General features: G+C 56.6%; 21 protein-coding genes. 8 read left to right on the top strand and 13 right to left on the bottom strand.

Going from position 1 to position 18,807, the window contains the following annotated elements; genetic code table 11:
- Nucleotides 1–36: 36 nt before the first annotated feature.
- Complete coding sequence (locus J2741_RS02135) at nucleotides 37–291, top strand: hypothetical protein (RefSeq protein ID WP_209673405.1); 255 nt, start codon at nucleotides 37–39, stop codon at nucleotides 289–291.
- The gene (locus tag J2741_RS02130) at nucleotides 284–928 is read left to right on the top strand and encodes a hypothetical protein (protein ID WP_209673404.1); all 645 of its coding nucleotides are present in this window, start codon (nucleotides 284–286) and stop codon (nucleotides 926–928) included. Before J2741_RS02135 ends, J2741_RS02130 begins: the two co-directional genes overlap by 8 nt.
- Here J2741_RS02130 and J2741_RS02125 read toward each other — a convergent pair.
- From J2741_RS02125 to J2741_RS02105, 5 genes are all read right to left on the bottom strand, one after another.
- The gene (locus J2741_RS02125) at nucleotides 873–1,676 is read right to left on the bottom strand and encodes a CheR family methyltransferase (protein WP_209673403.1); all 804 of its coding nucleotides are present in this window, start codon (nucleotides 1,674–1,676) and stop codon (nucleotides 873–875) included. The two genes, J2741_RS02130 and J2741_RS02125, sit on opposite strands and share 56 nt — an antisense overlap.
- Before the next feature lie 4 nt (nucleotides 1,677–1,680).
- Complete coding sequence (locus tag J2741_RS02120) at nucleotides 1,681–2,157, bottom strand: chemotaxis protein CheW (protein WP_209673402.1); 477 nt, start codon at nucleotides 2,155–2,157, stop codon at nucleotides 1,681–1,683.
- A gap of 7 nt (nucleotides 2,158–2,164) precedes the next feature.
- Complete coding sequence (locus tag J2741_RS02115) at nucleotides 2,165–4,468, bottom strand: methyl-accepting chemotaxis protein (protein WP_209673401.1); 2,304 nt, start codon at nucleotides 4,466–4,468, stop codon at nucleotides 2,165–2,167.
- A 116-nt stretch (nucleotides 4,469–4,584) separates the two neighbouring features.
- A complete protein-coding gene (locus tag J2741_RS13075; RefSeq protein WP_342452205.1) occupies nucleotides 4,585–6,222 on the bottom strand; it encodes a chemotaxis protein CheW in 1,638 nt (545 codons plus the stop codon).
- A gap of 49 nt (nucleotides 6,223–6,271) precedes the next feature.
- Nucleotides 6,272–7,108, bottom strand: coding sequence for a ParA family protein (locus J2741_RS02105; RefSeq protein WP_342452266.1), 837 nt, complete (start codon nucleotides 7,106–7,108; stop codon nucleotides 6,272–6,274).
- Nucleotides 7,109–7,291: 183 nt separating this feature from the next.
- On the opposite strand from J2741_RS02105, the gene J2741_RS02100 reads away from it, so the two are divergent.
- Both J2741_RS02100 and J2741_RS02095 read left to right on the top strand, forming a co-directional pair.
- Nucleotides 7,292–7,468, top strand: a complete 177-nt coding sequence (locus J2741_RS02100) for a hypothetical protein (RefSeq protein ID WP_209673400.1) — start codon at nucleotides 7,292–7,294, stop codon at nucleotides 7,466–7,468.
- Nucleotides 7,469–7,477: 9 nt separating this feature from the next.
- Nucleotides 7,478–7,666, top strand: coding sequence for a hypothetical protein (locus J2741_RS02095; RefSeq protein ID WP_209673399.1), 189 nt, complete (start codon nucleotides 7,478–7,480; stop codon nucleotides 7,664–7,666).
- Nucleotides 7,667–7,674: 8 nt separating this feature from the next.
- Here J2741_RS02095 and J2741_RS02090 read toward each other — a convergent pair whose 3' ends face one another.
- A complete protein-coding gene (locus J2741_RS02090) occupies nucleotides 7,675–8,061 on the bottom strand; it encodes a hypothetical protein (RefSeq protein WP_209673398.1) in 387 nt (128 codons plus the stop codon).
- Nucleotides 8,062–8,172: 111 nt separating this feature from the next.
- On the opposite strand from J2741_RS02090, the gene J2741_RS02085 reads away from it, so the two are divergent.
- The gene (locus J2741_RS02085; protein WP_209673397.1) at nucleotides 8,173–8,874 is read left to right on the top strand and encodes a hypothetical protein; all 702 of its coding nucleotides are present in this window, start codon (nucleotides 8,173–8,175) and stop codon (nucleotides 8,872–8,874) included.
- A 10-nt stretch (nucleotides 8,875–8,884) separates the two neighbouring features.
- Here J2741_RS02085 and J2741_RS02080 read toward each other — a convergent pair whose 3' ends face one another.
- The 3 genes from J2741_RS02080 to J2741_RS02070 are packed head-to-tail and all read right to left on the bottom strand — an operon-like array spanning nucleotide 8,885 to nucleotide 12,029.
- Nucleotides 8,885–9,562, bottom strand: a complete 678-nt coding sequence (locus J2741_RS02080; RefSeq protein ID WP_209673396.1) for a molybdenum cofactor guanylyltransferase — start codon at nucleotides 9,560–9,562, stop codon at nucleotides 8,885–8,887.
- Nucleotides 9,559–10,023 (bottom strand): methylated-DNA--[protein]-cysteine S-methyltransferase, encoded by a 465-nt coding sequence (locus J2741_RS02075; protein ID WP_245249346.1) that lies wholly within the window; start codon nucleotides 10,021–10,023, stop codon nucleotides 9,559–9,561. Before J2741_RS02075 ends, J2741_RS02080 begins: the two co-directional genes overlap by 4 nt.
- Nucleotides 10,020–12,029 carry an ATP-dependent DNA helicase gene (locus J2741_RS02070; RefSeq protein WP_209673394.1) on the bottom strand — a complete coding sequence of 670 codons (2,010 nt, stop codon included), beginning with the start codon at nucleotides 12,027–12,029 and terminating at the stop codon, nucleotides 10,020–10,022. The genes J2741_RS02075 and J2741_RS02070 overlap by 4 nt, the downstream gene beginning before the upstream one ends.
- A 57-nt stretch (nucleotides 12,030–12,086) precedes the next feature.
- Here J2741_RS02070 and purB point away from each other — a divergent pair, with 57 nt between their 5' ends.
- Nucleotides 12,087–13,433, top strand: coding sequence for an adenylosuccinate lyase (gene purB, locus J2741_RS02065; RefSeq protein WP_209673393.1), 1,347 nt, complete (start codon nucleotides 12,087–12,089; stop codon nucleotides 13,431–13,433).
- 555 nt (nucleotides 13,434–13,988) lie between these two features.
- On the opposite strand, the gene J2741_RS02060 is transcribed toward purB, so the two are convergent.
- On the bottom strand, nucleotides 13,989–14,687 hold the full coding sequence (locus J2741_RS02060; RefSeq protein ID WP_209673392.1) for a peptidylprolyl isomerase: 699 nt from the start codon (nucleotides 14,685–14,687) through the stop codon (nucleotides 13,989–13,991).
- 60 nt (nucleotides 14,688–14,747) lie between these two features.
- Between J2741_RS02060 and cyaB the strand changes: the two genes are divergently transcribed.
- Nucleotides 14,748–15,275, top strand: coding sequence for a class IV adenylate cyclase (gene cyaB, locus J2741_RS02055; protein ID WP_209673391.1), 528 nt, complete (start codon nucleotides 14,748–14,750; stop codon nucleotides 15,273–15,275).
- Here cyaB and J2741_RS02050 read toward each other — a convergent pair.
- From J2741_RS02050 to J2741_RS02040, 3 genes are read right to left on the bottom strand one after another with little or no spacing between them, the layout of a single operon-like run.
- Nucleotides 15,265–15,906, bottom strand: coding sequence for a metallophosphoesterase family protein (locus J2741_RS02050; protein WP_209673390.1), 642 nt, complete (start codon nucleotides 15,904–15,906; stop codon nucleotides 15,265–15,267). The genes cyaB and J2741_RS02050 overlap by 11 nt on opposite strands.
- An 18-nt stretch (nucleotides 15,907–15,924) precedes the next feature.
- The gene (locus tag J2741_RS02045) at nucleotides 15,925–17,085 is read right to left on the bottom strand and encodes a TIGR04013 family B12-binding domain/radical SAM domain-containing protein (RefSeq protein ID WP_209673389.1); all 1,161 of its coding nucleotides are present in this window, start codon (nucleotides 17,083–17,085) and stop codon (nucleotides 15,925–15,927) included.
- Between the two features lie 29 nt (nucleotides 17,086–17,114).
- Nucleotides 17,115–17,525, bottom strand: a complete 411-nt coding sequence (locus J2741_RS02040) for a DUF126 domain-containing protein (protein WP_209673388.1) — start codon at nucleotides 17,523–17,525, stop codon at nucleotides 17,115–17,117.
- 45 nt (nucleotides 17,526–17,570) lie between these two features.
- Between J2741_RS02040 and J2741_RS02035 the strand changes: the two genes are divergently transcribed.
- Nucleotides 17,571–18,731, top strand: coding sequence for a proteasome-activating nucleotidase (locus tag J2741_RS02035; RefSeq protein ID WP_209673387.1), 1,161 nt, complete (start codon nucleotides 17,571–17,573; stop codon nucleotides 18,729–18,731).
- Nucleotides 18,732–18,807 lie beyond the last annotated feature (76 nt).

Raw genomic sequence — 18,807 nt, 5'->3', positions numbered from 1 at the left:
TTTTTTAGCCCGGAAGATACCAACCATCGCTATCCCATGGATGTCATGAATATCCGGCCCTGGATATTTTTTTACCTCATCTGCTTCGTGGCCATCCTGCTCGCCGCAACATTCATAGTGCAGGGAATAACTCCTCTGTTCTGGGTTAGTTCGACCCTGATCATCACGGTGGTGGGGTTCAACTTCATCCTGATCTTCCAGGAGATCCGCGACCATAACAGGAAAAAGGCAATGATGAAGAATTTCTCCCAGAATTACAGGAAGAAGGAGGAGCCCGACCAGAATGAATGATCCAGTCACGGTACATCCTGCCACGCACGAGCTTGAATTCTGGAAACGATACGAAGTGTTCCTGGCGATGCAGAGGCACCTCGCGGGACAGTCGGACCTGATGACAAGGATTCGGGACGAACATGAAATACCGGAACAAGCGGTCGATCTTGCCATCAGAGCCATTTCGCGGGAGCATCAGGAGAACAAGCATATTTTTATCGATTATCTCGTCAACCTGGTCAGTTTCTGCATGCAGGGGCTCCATACGGTCGATCTTGATATACGATGCTCGATCCTCGAGCAGGAGCAGATCGAGATCGAGGAATGCCTGGTCCATATCAGCCAGAGGGCCCACGCAGTCCCGCCCGAGATCGGCAGGGTGGTAATCGACCGCCTGTTTGCCGCCATTCCATTCCGGAATTGGGGGGAAATACCAGCCTATGTCCTGGAAGTGTACAAGGAAGAAGAGAAACATTTCGACCTTATCCTCGGCGGGAGCCTGGAGCGTTCCGCCCTTCGCATCACGGAGGAGATCTTCCCCCTGAAGCGTTACCAGGTCAGGATCAGGCTGCCGGCCCAGGTGATCATCGAGAAGAACCTTATTTCTGACCTGGATTCTTTACAAAGACCTTCTGAAGGGGCTTATAGGGAGTAAACAACGTACCGACCTCCTTTCCCAGAAATTCGGACATCCCCATAATGTAAAACCCTTCGTTATCGAGCCCGTCATAAAATTCGCGGGCGAGGTCATTCTTCTGGTGTTCGGTGAAGTATATGGTGACGTTCCTGCAGGACACGATGTCCAGGTTTCGCGAGACCGGAACACCGGCCATCAGGTCGTGGTGCTGGAACCGGATACGTTCCCTGAGGTGAGGACGGACCTCGAATTTCCCGTCCGTCCGCTGTGTGAAGTTACGGCGCACCTGGTTCTCGCTCAGATTCTCGAGGGAGCTTTTTTCATACACCCCCGCGCGTGCTTTTTTCAGGATCTCCTGGTCGATATCGGTAGCATAGATAAGCCCGTCAAGGTCTTTATGAAACAGTCCGAGCTCCGCAAGAATAATCGCGAATGAATAGGGTTCTTCGCCTGAAGAGCATCCCGCGCTCCAGATCCGGACCCGGTTCTTCTTTTTGAGTATCCGGGGGATCAGGTCTCTCTTCACGAGATCGAAGACCTCAGGGTCGCGGAAAAATTTGGTGACATTGATGGTGAGGGCATTCCGGAGTTTCTCCTGCTCTTCGGAACTGTTCTGGAGGAGCTTGTGGTATTCCCGATACCCCGTGGCCCCCGTCGCGTTCATCCTGGAGAGGAGGCGCCGTTTGATATAATCTTCTTTATAGTTACCACAGCGGATCGAGAGGATCTTCTCGATTGTTGTCAGCAGCAGCGAAAAATCGTCCATAAAATTATTTTTTCTCCAGGTCCACCAGGTCGCGGAGCAGCTTCTCGAGATCGAGCCAGATGATGAGCCCTTTCTCGGCCCCGGTTTCGGCTCCGGATTTTATTATGCCTTTCACGTAATTTCCTGCGCCGGATGAAAGCCCTCCGTCGATCTTCTCCACGCTCTGCTGGTCGACCTGTATCACACTATGTACATCGTCGACGATGATCCCCACATTGGACCCGCCCGCCGCCTCGGGAACGAGTATGATAATCTTCTGGGTGCTACCCGCCTTCTTTCCCCTTATCCCGATGAGATCGTCGATGGAAAGGATGGTGGTGATCTCCCCGCGAAGGTTGATGATACCGGAGATATAGGCCGGCGCCCTCGGGAGCGGCGTGAGCGGGACCATCTCCACGATCTCCCGGGCCAGCTGTATATCCATGGCATAGAGCTCCCCGCCTATCTCGAACTCCACTACATCGATTGCATTGCCGCTCATTTCGGCCTCAGTTTACCGTGAATTTGCCGACCATCTCTCGCAGGTGTGCCGCCATCGTCCTGATCTCATTTGCGGCGCTCGCGACCTCCTCGGTCGATGCGCTGGATTCCTCGGCGAGTGCGGCGAGGTCCTCCATGCTCTTTTCCGCCGTAAGGATGAGGTTGTTGATGAAGTCCACGTTCCTGGTCACGTTGTTGGTCGCCTCAGCCTGGTCTTCCGTGGCCCGGGAGATATCCGCGATGCTGTTCGCGGAGATGTTCACGTCGGTGACCATATGGTTCAGCGCCTCGATCGTGGAGTTCACGCTGCCGATTCCCGAAATAATCTCCTCATAGGCCCGCTTCATCGCCTCGGCAGTCTTCTCGCTGCTCATGGTGATGCCGCTGATCACGTCCTCGATATTGCGGGTGGCGTTCTTCGATTCGCCGGCAAGATTCCGGACCTCTCCTGCAACCACGGCGAACCCTCTCCCGTGCTCCCCCGCCCTTGCCGCCTCTATGGCTGCATTGAGGGCGAGCAGGTTGGTCTGGTTGGCGATATCGGTGATCAGTTTCACGATGTTGCTGATCTCCCGCATCCGTGCATTGAGGTTATTGATCTCGTCCACCGCCCGCTGGGAGATCTCCTGGACGATCTTCATCTTGGAGTTGGCTTCGTTCCCCACCCTGACGGCGTTGTCGCCCTCTTTCGCCACATTCGAGGTAACCGACTTGACCTCCTGTGAGGTGCTCGCGATCTCTTCGATGGACGCCGAGAGGTCCGAGACCTCCTTGGTGACCTTTTCAAGTTCGTTGATCTGGACCCTGACGTCGTCGGAGGTCTTCTGGGCCGTGATAGCCACCTGCTGTGAAGCCTTGGCGATCTCGTCGGCGCCCTTGCCCACGTCGATCACCGCATGTTCCAGCTGGTTTGCCTGGGAAAGGATGTCTCCAAGTATATTTCTTAACTCGGCGAGCGTCTTGTTCAGGTCGGCCTTGACCTTCTCCAGCGGATCGTCCGGATACGTCACCGCGGGTTTCGTAAAGTCCCCGCCCGCGACGGCGGCAAGACTGTCGGCGAGCTCCTGGATGCTCTTCTTTAAACGTTCCTCGAGGAGGCGTTTCTCGGTGATGTCGTTGTACACGATGAGGATATTCGCAACGTTCCCCTTGTTGTCCAGGAGGGGGATGTAGTACCATTCCAGGATCTTTTTCCCGGAGGGAAACTCGATGGTGGCCACTCCCTGCGTCCTCTGCCGGTTCTTCAGGGTGTCCTCCATCTTGCCCCCCACGCTTTTCAGGTACTTGAAGTCCTTGAGAGTAAGATTGGCGATCTTCTCTTTCGAATAACCTGAAATGTCCAGGAACGCGCGGTTGACGGTGTTGATGTTCATGGCAGGGTCGACAAGGACGATCGGGTAGGGATTTTCCTCCACGATGGCCGAGGTTCGCTGCTGGAGCCCCTTGATCTCCTCCATGTTCCGCTCTTCATCGGTGACGTCGTTATATACCGTAAGGAGGTTGTCTACGTTCCCCTCATGGTCGAGCAGGGGGATGTAGTACCATTTGACCACGCGCACCCCCGACGGGAATTCGATGGTCGCTTTGCCCTGGGTACGGATCTTCTTGTTCACCGTGTCTTCGATCTTTCCTCCGGAGCTCTTCAGGTATTTGAGGTCCCGGAGAGAAAGAGAGGTCATTTTGTCCTTTGTGAATCCGGAGATCTCCAGAAACGCTTTGTTGTGGTTTATGACGGCCATATCGGGCCTGACGACAAGCATGGGGTACGGGTTTTCCTGGACGATCGCCTCGGAACGTTTCTGCACGTCCTGCAGGTCGGTCATCCTCTTCCGGAGGTCGGTGATATCGTTGTACACCACGAAGAGGTTGATCAGGTTTCCTCCGGTATCGGTGATGGGAATCCCGTACTGTTCCAGGATTTTTCTGCCGGACGGGAAGTCGATGGTGACTTCGCCGTAACTCCTCTTCCTGGACTTGATCACGTCACGCAGTCCTTCCCCGTGCTGTTCGAGGATTTTAAACGCCCTCGCATTCATGGAGAGGAGTTGTTCCCGGCTTATCCCGCTCATCTTTGCAAAAGATTCGTTCGTCGCAAGGATGGCAAAGTCGGGGGCAAACACCAGGATGGGCATCGGGTTCTGTTCCATCATGGTGAGCGCCCGTGCTTCAAGCTCCTCGGATCTGGCTAAAAGAGTGTTTACTGTCTTCACACACGGCCGTTCCGCTTCGGAAACACCGGTCTCGTCGATCCTGGCCTGATAGTCTCCGCGCTCGATGGAAGCCAGAATCTCATTTAAAGTTTCTTTTTTCATTCCATTACTCCCGGTCCAATAGATCAGCCCGCAAAAATCGTCTGTTAAAAATTCTCATATCAATCCTTAAAAGTTATTCGCTCCCGGCCGGTGCATACCTGGCCGGGGACCGATCATCATTTTCTGGGAATTAAATCCTGGAGCAGCTTCTGCATGTCGATCCAAATGATCAGGTCCTTTTCATCGTCCGTTTTCCGGTCGATCACCCCTTTTCCCGCGGTCTTGATGATCCCCTTGATATGTCCGCTTGCCTGCCCGGAGAGCCCTCCCCCGAGGTGCTCGACATCCGATTCCCTTATCTGGATCACGCTGTGGACCTCGTCCACGACGATGCCTATGTTCTCGCCACCCGTCGCTTCGGAGGAGAGGACGATGATCTTCCTTCCCCGTTCGCCGGATGATTCCGAAAGCCCCAGCATGGAGTTGATGGTGATGATGTTGGTGATCTCCCCGCGGAGATTCATGACACCCCGGAGATAAGGAGGGGAGCGGGGAATGGGAGTGATTGGCATCATCTCCACGATCTCCCGGGCAAAGTTGATATCGAGGGCATATTTCTCACCTCCCAGCTGGAACTCGACCACATCGTGGGTCAGGTCCGGGGCGGCCTCCTGTTTCTTCTTTTCGCCGACAGGAGATTTCGGGAACGCCCGGGGAACCTCATCAGTCTTATCCGGCGCGGGCGGTTCTCCTGAGTAAGGTGGGTGTGGTTCCGGTGCATGGGCAGGAGGCCTGGTCATAAGGGCCTCCACTTCCTTCCGCAGCCCGGCGACGGTGGATTCGAGATCCTGCTCCCTGGTTTTCTGGGCGGTGACATCGAAGAAGATCAGCACAATCTGTTCGGTCCCGTCGGGAGCAGTGACCGGGACGCCGTACTGCCAGAGCACATGGATCCCGGAGGGAAACCCGAATGTGACCTCGGCGGACCCGATTTTTCTGAATTTTGAGATATCTTCAATATTCTGGCCTTTGCTCTCCACCAACGGGAGATCCGAGTACCGGACGCTGCCATCATCGGGTATCGCAACGCCTGACACCCGCCTGAATGCTTCGTTCGCGATCAGGAGTCTGCCTGAAAAATCGGAAATCAGGACGGGGAGCGGGTTTTCAAGGAGTATCTGGTTCTGACGTACTACAAGGGCGCTCACCTGGTGTTCGAGTTCCCCCAGGGACCTTTCAAAGTATGCGGTGTTGCTGATATCTTCGAGGTAAAGGAGGAAATGGGGTGACTGATCCGGAGCCCCCAGAGGAATCGCGGTAATCCGGTAGTCCCCGCCGGACCCGGTTGGATCCCCCAGACGGATATCTTCAGAAACCGCTGCGTCCTTCCGGGCGGCCTCCGCGATCATCCCGATCTCCTTCATCTGCAGTGCGCCCGACCTGACCGGATCGTCCTGCACGTTTGCTTCCGTGATCGACCGGTACATTTCGTTTGACAGGAGTACCTTGCCCGATTCGTACCGTACGCTCATCGGAACCGGAGATTTCTCGAACGCAGGGAAAAGGGAGATGCAATCGCGACGATCTTCTTCGGTCTGTTCCAGAAGCCGGTTGAACGACGCAGCGAACTCCCGCCACATATCGGGCATACCGGTCTCCGGAATTCTTTCCGAATAATCTCCCGAGAGAGCCGCGTGCGTTGCTGCCGACAACTCCTCAAGTAGTGTACGTTCCTCATCACCGGGGGGCGATTCCTCCCTTGTTTTCTCGGTCACCCCCATGAATAGTGCTTTTCTTCCCAGTTTCTCGGTCATGGACTCCCCCTCCTCTCTCCTGGTGCAAATCCCCGGCGCATGTACATTTTCATCCGTTCCACCCCAGAATTTTCCCGGCTACCGCCCTGTACGCCCTTCCCGCATCGCACTCCGGGGCGAAGTGGGATATGGGAAGCCCCGCGTTTTGGGCCTCGTAGATCTCTCTGCTGTAGGGAACGACAAAGACGGCCGGGAACCGGTCACGGACCTCCCTCTCGAAGACCCTCAACTGTTCTTTGTCGCGGGCCAGTTCGGGATCCGGTTTTTTGAAGTGATCCGCAAACCGCGCCAGCACCCCCCGCCGGAGCTCCTGTTCGGGATTATCCCACCGGGTGAGGATCGCCATATCCGGGGAGACATGCTCCCCGAGCAGTTCCTCGATATCCGCGAAGATGGTCATGAGCGTGTCGAGACCATGAAGGGCGAATATCCCCCTGTCGAACGTCACCACCGTATGCTCAGCCGCTACAAGCCCGTTGATCACCAGCTGACCCATGCTCGGCGGGGTGTCTATCAGGATGAACTCATATTCCGGGCGGTCCCGGGTGAGCAAATTTTTCAATACCTTTGCCCTGTTCTCGATATTATAGAGGAACGGCTCTACCCCGACAAGATCAAGGGTCGATGGCGCGAGATATACCCCCGACCTGGTCTCGAGTACCACATCCTGAAAAGATACGTCGGGAAACCCCTCGAACCGGCTCATGAAGAGGTCGTAGACGCTCAGGGGAAGCGCGTGAGGATCTATCCCGAGTCCTGACGTGGCATTTGCCTGGGGGTCAAGATCGATAACCAGGACCGATCTGCCCTTCTTCTGGAGGAATCCCGCGACATTAAGACAAGATGTGGTCTTTCCGGTTCCTCCCTTATGGTGTGCGAATGCGATGACCGGGATTATTTCTCACCTCATGGTGAGTATTTCGTATAATCAGATTTTAACCTAACTTTTTCCGGGCGGGCTTGTGGGCAAGGATAGAAGAGCTGTCATTCCGTGAGGATCGGCCCGGGATAGATTGGTTAATTTTATCTGTCCTATCCTGAATAGGTCTGTGAGGAGGACTACAACGGGATGGATGATCTGCAGGTGTACGTGATAATCGGGATCCTGATGTTTATCATTGGCCTCATGCTTGGCTATCTCCTGATGAAAAGATACTATGAAAAGAGATTTCTGGAAGTGGCCCGCGAGTGCGAGAAGGTCGATACGATCGTTCCTTTGATCACGGAAATGGAGAGGGAGTCTTAGGTGGTTCGTATGGTGGATACCACATCTTATCTGCTGATCAGCGTCGTGATGTTCTGTTTCGGACTGCTGGTGAGTTTCCAGATTGCGCACATCTATTATGTCCGGCGGATGACCCGGCTCGCGAAACGATCGGTGGATACCGGAACGATAGCGCCGATCCTGGTGGAACTCGAGATGGCCCAGAAAAAAGTGAAATAAATAAAATATTATCTTTGATTTTCCGCTTTTTTCATCATCAGCCTGAGAATCTTATCCCGGCAGCTGTCTTTGACGTTAAGGTCGATGCCTTCCAGGTCCGGCTCTTCTTCACGATTGGTGCTCATATCCATCGCGTCCGCGATCTCATGATCGAGTCTTTTCGCCGTATCCCAGCACTTCAGGGCTTCTTCCTCGCGCCCGAGTCCGCCTTCGAGCGTGATACCCTTGAACGCCCATACGTCGGCGTTCCCGGGAACGATTTCCAGGGCTTTGTCGTAGTTTTTTACCGCATCCTCGTATTTACTCTCGAACGCGAGCATATCTGCGGTAAGGACAAGCTTGTCGGCCTCGTTCAGGAGATCTTCCTTCCTGTTCCATACCTGTTTTTTCGCCATGGGGATGCTCCTGTTGGTCAAAAGTGCTCCTTTTCCAGACTTAATGGTATGGATCTTCCATACCGGTGGAAAAATAAATAACTATATACTGACAGGGGCAAACCTCAACTTATGGGTGGTATTCGTCTCTCGTTCCTGGTGGGGTTTATTCTCGTTCTGATCATCCTCTCCAGTGCATGCATCGCCCCCCCCAGGGAGAACCCGGGGGGAGGAACGACAGGTGCCGCGACCCGTGCGGCTACCCCGACCCCGACGACGACCACCACCACGATCATCGATACCAATTTTCTGACCCCCGTGACCCCCTTCCCCAGTGAATCGGCCACTCCCATCCCGACTCCCAGAAATATTCCCAATCCCACCCCCGTCCCGGAAAATTACCTGACGGTATACAACAATGAACTCGCATTCAAGTACAACACCGTAGCCTACAGCTACGACCTCACGGACCCGCCGCTGATCATCAACATCTGTATCAAGCCCCTCATCACCACCCGGTACATCTGGTACCAGAGCAGGTCGGGGAGCAAGGACGATGTGACGGTAAAACAGACGATCGTCAGTCCCAGCGCCTGGTTCGAGGTCGTGGTCAGGGACCGGAACACCGGGGCGGAAGTGCTCCGCGACGGATTTGGCAAGACCTACAGCATCGACACCAGGAAAACGGTCCAGGTCCGTTCATCGGGCCAGTATGTCGTGGAATTCACCGGTAACGATGTCAATGCGAGCATCCTGATGCAGATCAAGGCACCTCCGGGAACGATGATGAATGAGACGGCACCGGTCACCATGTGTCCGACCGTGCCGATTTGAATCTTTTTTTTTAATTTTTGGTTTTTTTATCGGTAATTCCCATTAAATCCTCGATTTTATTGATATTCGTGAAGGTCTGGAGATCGGGATCCATGGTCCTGAGCTGTTCCACAGGGAGGTACCGGCTGTGCAGGTTTTTTATCATGTCCCTCAACGAGAGGGACGTGTGATCCTCGAGATACCCGATAAGCGCGGTCCTCCTGTAGACCGCATGGAGCGGTTCGAACCTCTCCCGGTCCCACTCCGGGATGACCGCATCGAAATCATCTATCTCGGAAAATAGGCGGTCGATTACCTGAGGTTCGATACAGGGCATATCGCATGCGCAAATAAAGAGGAGGTCCCCCTTCGCCTCCACGACCCCGGCGTGAATCCCCCCGATGGGACCGATCCCTCTCCTCACATCCGCGACACACCTGATATCCCTCATCCCGCTGAACCTCTCGCACTGCTCCTTGTCCTTTGCGACGAGGATGATCTCGTCCACCACCTCCGAGAGCGAACCGACAAGCCGTTCGATGAAGGTCTTTCCCCGGAAGAAAAAGAAGTACTTCTCCATTCCGTTCGCCCTCCTCGCTTCACCGCCCACGAGAACGATGGCAGATCTGCGGGGCTTTCCGGTGGAGGGCTCGTCGCCCGAATTCGGGGCGTTTTTCGGAGCCGGGTCAGGGTGGCGTTCCGTGTTCATGAGAGAATCTCCTCATCTTTCGGGCGAGCGGTTTTCGAGAGGGTCTTTTTTTCCAGTGCCTGCAGCTGCTCCTTGAGATCGATCGACGGGGTAAACCCTCCGGGACCGTTCTTCGCCACCACCCTGTGGCAGGGGACGAGCAGGGGAGTAGGATTCCTCTTCATTGCGAGCCCCACCAGCCGGGGCGAAGTGCCGAGGTCCCGGGCGATCTCGCCGTAAGTCCGGGTACTCCCGTAGGGTATCTTCCGGACCTCGCGATATATTCCCGAATACTGGAGGCCGGGGTCCGTCGCCGCGGAACGGAGGGGTCCGAGGTCTGTCGATCTTCCCGCGAGGAACCGGGTAATTTCAGACGGGACTGCCCCGGCAAGGGGATCTTTCGAGAAACGGACGCGGTAGACGGTATCACCCTCCCACCAGACCTGGACATGCCACAGCCCGAAGCGGCACGACCCGTTCATAATTTCCACCCCGACAGCTTCTTTTTGTATGCATCCAGGTCGCACGTATTCATCTCTTTTTTCATCCATTCCGGTAAACCCTTCATCACTTCCTGGTCGAGGAACCTCCTCTCCCCGAAGATGAGCACCCCCCGGTCTTCAGGGGTACGCAGCACCCGTCCCAGCGCCTGTACGGCCTTGTGCACCCCGGGCAGCGTATAGCTCAGGAACTCCCCCTCCTCCCCGAATTTCCTCCTGAAGTATTCAATCACCATTCTTCTAACCCTGTTGTAGGGAGCAAGAGGAAGTCCCACCACCATGGCTCCGGCGAGGAGGTCGCCCCGGTAGTCGAGCCCCTCGCTCCATTTGCCTCCCGCGACCGCGAAGAGGATGCCCGAGGTGCCCCGGGAGGGAAGCGAGAGGAACTCTTTTAAGGCATCCCCTGCCTCTTTCGGGTTTTTCGGCTCGATGAACAGGTTTCTTTTTGCGAGTGCGGGACCAAGCGCTCTCGCGTAGGTCTCCAGGATCTGGTAGGAGGGGAAATAAATCGCGAGATTTCCTTTCAGGGTCGAGAACGTCCTGATGTACTCTACGATACGTGCGGTATTTTCTTTCTCCTGCCGCATGGAAAACGCCGTGGTGATATCCCCGGCACAGAGGAGAAGTCTGTTTTTTGAGGGAAATGCGTTGGGCAGGCTCATGGTCTCTACGGGGAGGTCCTCGAAGAAGAGCTTCCTGTACGACTCCACGGGTGAGAATGTCCCGGAAATAAGGACCGTGCAATGGTGGCTTCCCGCGAGGTCGCGCAGCTTGGTCGCGGGATCGATGTTCCGGACCTCGAGGAGGAGCTCGTCCCCGTCTTTCCGGAACACGGTGAGGTATGCGGGATCGGTTGCAGACTGCGACAAACGGAAGAGGAACTCGGTGAGGTGCTCGATAGCGGTCTCCCGGAACTCCCCCGCCTTGATATTTTTTTCCCGGATGTACTCGGAGATCCGCATCAGGTCTTCGACGATGGCGGAGATGTCCGGGTACAGCGAGCCCTTTACCATCATCTTATTGAAAATAGCCGAATCGAACCAGTCTTCCGTCTCATCCGAGTATTTCAGGGCCTTCATGAACTCCGTGATACGGGGCAGGAGGTGCTGCACCGCTTCGATACCCTTGAGGTTCCGGCGGAGCGTGGTCATCTCCCGGGATGCCTGCTCGATCGCCCCTTCGCCGAGCACCACGCTCTGCACGCTCTGCATCACTTCCCCGCAGTTGTGCCCTTCGTCGAGAAGGAGGATCACGTTGCCGGGGTCGGTCCCCAGGTTGACATAGAGCTGCTCGCGGATGACATCGTTGAACAGGTGGTGGTAGTTCACGATCACCACATCCGCGTTCTGGGCCGCATAGGTCATCATCTCGTAGGGGCATACTCCCGCGCTGATCTCCCGCAACTCTGCCGGCCAGATACACTGGGACGACACCCGGTCCGCCTTCGACCGGAGCGGGGTGGAGGGGATCATCTTCAGCCCTGACTCCTCGTCATGGACGAAGATCCTGCTGTTGACGAAATACGGGCAGATGAGAGGATTTTCATGGTCCATCTTCCTGATCTGCTGGAGGATCACGGAATCTTTCGACGGAACGAGAGAGCCTTTCTCAGCCCGTTCTTTCATCAGGGAGGTGGAGAAGGATTTTAGCCCCTCGCACCGCCGGTATACGTCGCCTTCCCCGCCGACCGGGCACATCGTCCTTTTACCGATGAGGTACGCGCTCCGGAGCCCGCGCTGGCGTCCCCGGATCAGGTGCAGTTCCCGGATGAAGGTATTGAGCTGGCTGATGGTCCGCACCGCGACCACCACCTTACGCCCGCTCCGCTCTGCAAGAAGTGCAGATACGACGCTCGATTTCCCGCTCCCGGTGGGGGCGTCGATCATCACCACCCCTCCGTCGCGGGCGTGCCGGGCGCAGAGCTCCAGCATCTCGCGCTGGTGGGGGCGGTAGCCGGGGTAGGGGAACCAGGCGTCGAGTGAATCCATTGTATAATACTTGGACGTTCACCGTTTTTATTATTGCAGAAAGAGAGATCTGTGCACATGGCGATTCATCCGATAGAATTCCGGTACGGGACTCCGGAAATGAAGGAAATATGGGGGGAAAATACGCGATTCGAGTGCATCGTGGCCTCGGAAGTAGCCCTCGCGAAGGCCTGCGCAACGCACGGTCTGATCCCGGTTGCGGCTGCGGAGGCGATCGCGGCACACGCCCCCTGTGCAACCCTCGCCCGGGCAAAGGAGATCGAGGAGGAGATCAACCACGACATGATGGCCGTTGTGAAGGCGATCTCCGAGCAGTGCGGGGATGCGGGAAGGTGGGTACATTTCGGCGCGACCTCGAACGACATCCTCGATACCGCAACTGGGCTGCAGATCCGGGGCTCTATGGACCTTCTCGACACGAAACTGCGCCGACTGCTCTGGGTCCTCCTGAAAAGGAGCGAGGAGACACGGACCCTGGTCTGCGCCGCCCGGACCCACGGGCAGATCGGGGTGCCCACCACCTACGGGCTCCGCTTCGCCATCTGGGCGAGCGAGGTTGCCCGGCACATCGACCGGCTCGCGGAACTCCGCCCAAGGGTGCAGGTGGGCCAGATGACCGGTGCGGTAGGCACCATGGCCGCTCTCGGCGAGCAGGGGATCCAGGTCCAGGAGACGATGATGAAGGAGCTTGGGCTCGTCCCGGTCGATGTCTCCAACCAGATCGTGTCCCGGGACCGGTATGCGGAGTACTTCATGTTCCTCGCAAACGTGGCCACCACCCTGGACAAGATCGGGATCGAACTCCGTTCCCTGCAGCGGTCGGAGATAGGCGAGGTCGAGGAGGCGTTCGGGGCGAAACAGGTGGGTTCCAGCACCATGCCCCATAAGAGGAACCCGATCCGGAGCGAGCAGGTCTGCGGGCTCGCCCGGGTGGTCAGGTCCGCGGTGGAACCCGCCCTGCTCAACAACACGCTCTGGGACGAACGCGACCTCACCAACTCCTCGTGCGAGCGGGTCATCTTCCCTGAGGCGAGCATCCTGTGCGACCATATCCTGGCCCTGATGATCAAGGTCCTCGACGGGCTCGTGATCAGGCCGGACCAGATCCAAAAGAACCTGGACCTCCTCCACGGGGTCAACATGGCCGAATCCGTGATGATCGAGCTCACCCGGAAGGGAATGAACCGGCAGGAAGCCCACGAGAAGGTCCGCCTCGCGAGTATGGAGGCGATCTCCCGTTCCCGGCCTCTGGCATCGGTTCTCGCGGATGATAAGGAGATAGTCGCCCTGATGTCCCCGGAAGCGTTGCGAAAGGCACTTGACCCGGTGGGGTATACGGGGACCGTGGTACTCCAGGTCGACCGCCTGGTCCGGAAACTCACCCCTCTCGCAAGGAGCGAATGAGGTTTCCTTTTTATTTTTGAAAGGCCGGGTTTTGGGTCCTGATATTTGATGACTCTCCTCATTCGAAATTTTTCTGACGCTCCCAGGGGCTGACGCCCCTGCCGCTATGGCGAACCCCGGCGGGATAGAACCAGGGCTGTCGGAGGAGAAAAATCACTGTAATCTTTAAATGTGGGTAGTAAACCGATTATTGAACGCCTGACCGGAGGGATTCATCACCACATTCCTCTCCAGACAGTTCTTCCTTCCAAGGTGCTCAGGGTGTAGATATAAGGTGTCGGATATGCCCCCTAAGGACATAAATTTTGATTTTCTGATTATATCATCTTGGAATCGGCCCAGGCGCGACCCGACGAGGCGTCGCGCCGACCCCGCGAAGCGGGGGGGGAAATTATCCTGATTAAATCCATGTATTCCAGTCGAAGTGCCCTTCGATATTTCAGATTGTAGTTATCATATACATAGTTGACTTAATGAAAATACCCAAAGCAGGTGCTGAACCAACACTGCGATGTTGTTTCAAACAGGGGTTCGGATCTAAAAAAACAAAAAGAATTATTCGTCCTGTTCCGACTCTTCCGGTCCCTTCTCCTCGGGACGGCGGAAGGTCTCGACGAGAACGATCTCGTTGATGTCCTTGATGAACTCGAACGCCTCGTGGATGATCCTGCTCCTCCAGAGTACCCAGCGGCGGTCGTAGTTTATCCCTGGAGGCAGCTCGATGGTCGCTTTGCCCTCGTCGATCGCGAGGTCCATCTCCCTCCCGGCATAGAGCTTGATCAGTCCCTGGAACTGCTCCTCGGGGGCATCAACCTTTTCCTCGATCTTGAACGAGTAATGGAGGGTCTTGCCTGCAAACGGATGGTTGAAGTCTACGAGCACCCTGTTCCCGATGACATCGACCACGGTCCCTTCGCCCTTGTCCTCGATCTTGACGCTGGTTCCCTTCTTCGGCTTGTCCTTGAAGGAGTTCTTGTTATAGGCCTCTACCTTGTTGGCATCGTGTTCCCCGAAGGCTTTCTCCGGAGGGACATCGATCTCACCTTCATACCCGACCTCTTTTCCGGGAAGCGCCTCGTCGAGCCCGACGATGACGTGGTGGCTCCCCACGTGGATGGTCACCGGACCATACCCGCCCTGGGGGTTATGAATTCCCGCATCTTTGGCCTGGTCTTCGTCGGTGGTATCGAATATGGTCCCCGCAACGGTGCCGGTATAGCTCAGTCTGATGAAATCACCGTTCTCTATGGGCATGAAAAACTCACCTTTGACTATATATCAAAGCGATGAAAATAGATAAACCTGTGGAACGTCATGCTCGAGATTGAATGCAAGTTGCGCGTCCCTGCGCTCGAACCGGTGCGGGAACGCCTTTTAATCTCCCACGGGACCCCGCTCGGGACCTTTGCGGAGAGAGATTCCTATTTCAACGCTCCCCACCGGGACTTCGGGACCACGGACGAGGCGCTCCGGATACGGTACCTCGACGGGCGGTGCATCCTCACCTACAAGGGACCGAAAAAGAAGGATTACCACTTCAAGGCCCGTGAGGAGATCAACGTGGATATCGCCTCGGGGGAAGAGTTCGAGGTCCTGCTCACGTCTTTGGGTTTTTTCAAGGTCGCGGAAGTCAGGAAGACGCGGGAAAATTACCGGTTCCGTGGCGCGACGATATCCCTCGATACCGTGGAAGGACTGGGGACCTTCGTGGAGATCGAAGCCCCGAACAGGATAGACCTTAAGGATCCGGAAAAACTGATAGAAGATATTGCCCGGGAGCTGGGCATTTCGGGCACGCCCATACTCACCTCGTACCTGGAACTTCTCCTGGCTACACGCTGAGCAGTTCTATCGAGATCTCCTTCGCGTCCTGACCGAAGCGGATCATGGCGCACTGCCCCATCGCGGCCATCCCCGGGTTGACGACCTTCACCCCTTCCTCCTCGGTGATCCCCCGCTGCTCGTGAATATGTGCACAGCAGACCAGGTCGAACGATTTCATGTGGCGGCGCACGCTTGCGCTTCCCACGTGGTTTCCCGCCGCGGTGTCGAGCACCCCGAAGGGCGGGGCGTGCGATATGAGCACATTATGGGTAGAACGCTCCATTTTGGGGATGACCGAATGCAGGATGTCGTCGATCTGCTTGTCGGTGAGTTCGAAGGGCGTATTGAACGGCGTGGGATTCGACCCCCCGACTCCTGCAATGGTGATCTTGCCCAGGTTGATCTGGGACCCGTGAAGGCACACGCAGTCGGACCGTTCCAGGACGTCCACGACTTCCCTGGGGTCGCAGTTCCCTGGAACCGCGAAGCAGGGTACGTCAATCCTGGACATAAGTGATTCAACCTCTTCTGCAGGGCCCATATTGGTGATGTCGCCCGCAATAAAAACCACATCCGGTCCCAGATCCAGGAAAGACTCGATCTGGCCGTATTGGCCATGGAGATCTGCTAACAGGAGCACATCCATCATGCTGTATAAATTCGAAGGTCAGGAACAAAACCTTATCTGAGGATCACCCCAGGAACCGGTAAGTTTTCCGTGAAGTGAGAGCGATCCAAGGCAACGGTCGATTTCCGGGAGTATTTTCCTCGGTCGGGCCCCTGCGAGGGGGGTTCCGGGCAGCGGAATGAAGCGGTGCACATGAACTTTTCCCCCTCGGCATACCTCCCGGATAGCCCGGGCGGTCTCGCGCTGTTCTTCGTCGGACTCGAACGGAAAACCCACGATAAAGTCCACAACAGGTATAATCCCGTGCTCATGGCAACGATCGACCGCGGTCATGGTATCATGCGCGCTGTGGCCGCGAAGGAGCTCGCGAAGGACCCTGTCGCTTCCGGACTGGCCCCCGAAGTGCAGGCGGGTGTTCGCGCAGTAGGTGGTCACCAGGTCCAGTGCCGCATCGGTGACGAATTCCGGGCGCACTTCGCTCGGAAACGTACCAAAATATATGTTATTGTCGAGTCTTTTCAAGAGCGCCTCCACCTTTTCCAGCCGGGGCCGGGTCCCGTCGGACCCGTACGCCAGGGCATTCGGAGTGACGAACCGGGCGTCGCGATAACGGGAGGCATGGAGGGCGATCGAGTCCAGGGAGCGATGGCGCATCCTGTGACCGAACATCCGGGGTGTCTGGCAGTACCCGCACCGGAACGGGCACCCCCTGCTGATCTCAACGTAACCCTTCATGTGGGAGAACGGGGGATATGCATCCAGGCGTACGCAATATTCGGCCGGCACATAGCCCTCGCGTGTCGCCGTCCCGGGGATCTTCCCGGTTCGTCCCTCGGTGATGTGCCTGATCAGGGCGGGAAGTGCGAATTCCCCCTCCCCCACCACCACGTAATCCGCATACTCGCTCACCGATTCGTAACAGGCCGTGGCATGTGGCCCGCCGACGATGGTAACGGAGTCCGCGTCCCGGATCTCCTTCCGGTAGCGTTTTTCGTTCAGGCTGTTCAGGCTGTAGACGGTGATGCCCGGACGAGGGCCCTTTGCAGGCGCAAGAATGATCCCTTCTTTCTCGCACGCCGCATACAGTGCCGCGTAAGAATTCCTTGCGGCATGAATGAGCCTCCAGCATACGTGAGTGCCGGGAGAACCGGGGATTACAGGAGAACCGGGAATTGATGAAGAAAGGTCGCCGGGTTGCATAGACTACCAGTTACTACCAGTTCCGGCGGTTAAGAGACGGGATTCGCCGGGTATTCCACCTCTCCCCTGTCCCCGTCGACCCTGGCGCGGATGCCGTCCTTTAGTTCAGAAAGGTCGATGTCCAGCCGGTCGACCATCGGGATATCGCCGATGATGGCTCCCACCGCGATTATCGGCTCCGCTTCACTGTTGATGATCGCAGCCGGCCCGTGCCCGTTCCTGGAGAGTGCATACAGCACGTACGACCCGACGGTGGATCCTTTCCCGTAGGGAAATACCATGACCTTCCCCGCCATGCTCCTCCCTTCCAGGGGATGGCCTTTCTCAACAATCACCCCCGAATCCGGGTCGACCCCGGAGAGAAACGAGATCGGTACCGGTGACACGAGGAGATCGCCCTCTCCGGTTCCTTTTGAGATGCCACGCCCCCTGATGAGCATAATCACACGTAATAAATGTGTGAACGGGGAGATATAATAGCTGATATGGAAGATACCGTCGCCAAAAATGTCGGTAACGATACCGAAATCAAAAACCAGCTAAAAATCCAGGATCTCGAGTCCCAGGTCCTCGACCTCAAGGTCAGGATCGACGAGCTGCAGAGGGAGAACTCCCAGCTCAAACGGGAGAACAACCAGTTGAAGAGAATGCCGCTTTTTATCGCGGTGGTCGTGGACCTGATGGACAATGGCGAGGTCTATCTCCGGCAGCAGGGAAATAACCAGGAATACCTGACCCATGTGAACGATGAGCTCTACAAACAGCTCAAGCCCGGGAGCAAGGTGGCGGTAAACAATGCGCTCTCGATCGTGAAAGTGGTGGGGAACATCTTTGACTCGAGGGTCCGGGTAATGGAGCTCGACGAATCTCCCGATGTGACCTTCGCACAGGTCGGCGGCCTGAAGAAGGAGATCGAGGAGGTGCGGGAAGCGGTGGAGTACCCGCTCACCAGACCGGAGATTTACGAACGCGTTGGTGTCGAGCCCCCGAAGGGAATCCTGCTCTACGGTCCGCCCGGTACCGGGAAGACCCTTATCGCCAAGGCGGTCGCCCACCAGGCGAGGGCGACGTTCATCCGCATGTCGGGGAGCGAACTGGTGCACAAATATATCGGCGAAGGTGCCCAGCTGGTCCGGGAGCTGTTCATGATGGCCCGGGAGCGTTCCCCGGCGATCGTGTTCATCGATGAGATCGACGCGGTGGGGAGCACGAGGACGAACGACGGTACTTCTGGAAGTGCCGAGGTCCAGAGGACGATGATGCAGCTCCTCGCGGAGATGGACGGCTTCGACAACCGGGGAGAGGTCAGGATAATGGCCGCGACGAACCGCGTTGACATGCTGGACCCGGCACTCCTCCGCCCCGGCAGGTTCGATCGTGTGATCGCCATCCCCCTCCCGGACCGGGATGCCCGCAGGGAGATCCTGAAGATCCACTCCCGGAAGATGAACATGAAGGGTGTAGACCTGGACACCATCGTCTCGATGACCGAGAATACCACAGGGGCCGAACTCCAGGCGATCTGCCGGGAAGCGGGGATGGCGGCGGTCCGGAGGGAGGCGAGCGGGGTCTCCCAGCAGGACTTCATCGACGCGGTGAAGAAGGTCAAGGCAGAGGTCCTGGTAGACACCAGGATGTATACCTGACCTCATTTTTTAACAATGAAAATGCCTCCGGCATTTCATTCCGTCGGCCTGTTTCCATCAAATGGATCACACGATT

Origin of the sequence: Methanolinea mesophila, from assembly GCF_017873855.1 — an archaeon.
GTDB classification, from domain to species: domain Archaea; phylum Halobacteriota; class Methanomicrobia; order Methanomicrobiales; family Methanospirillaceae; genus Methanolinea_B; species Methanolinea_B mesophila.
The sequence above is the reverse complement of the archived record's forward strand: the minus strand, read 5'-3'. Positions and strand labels throughout refer to the sequence as shown.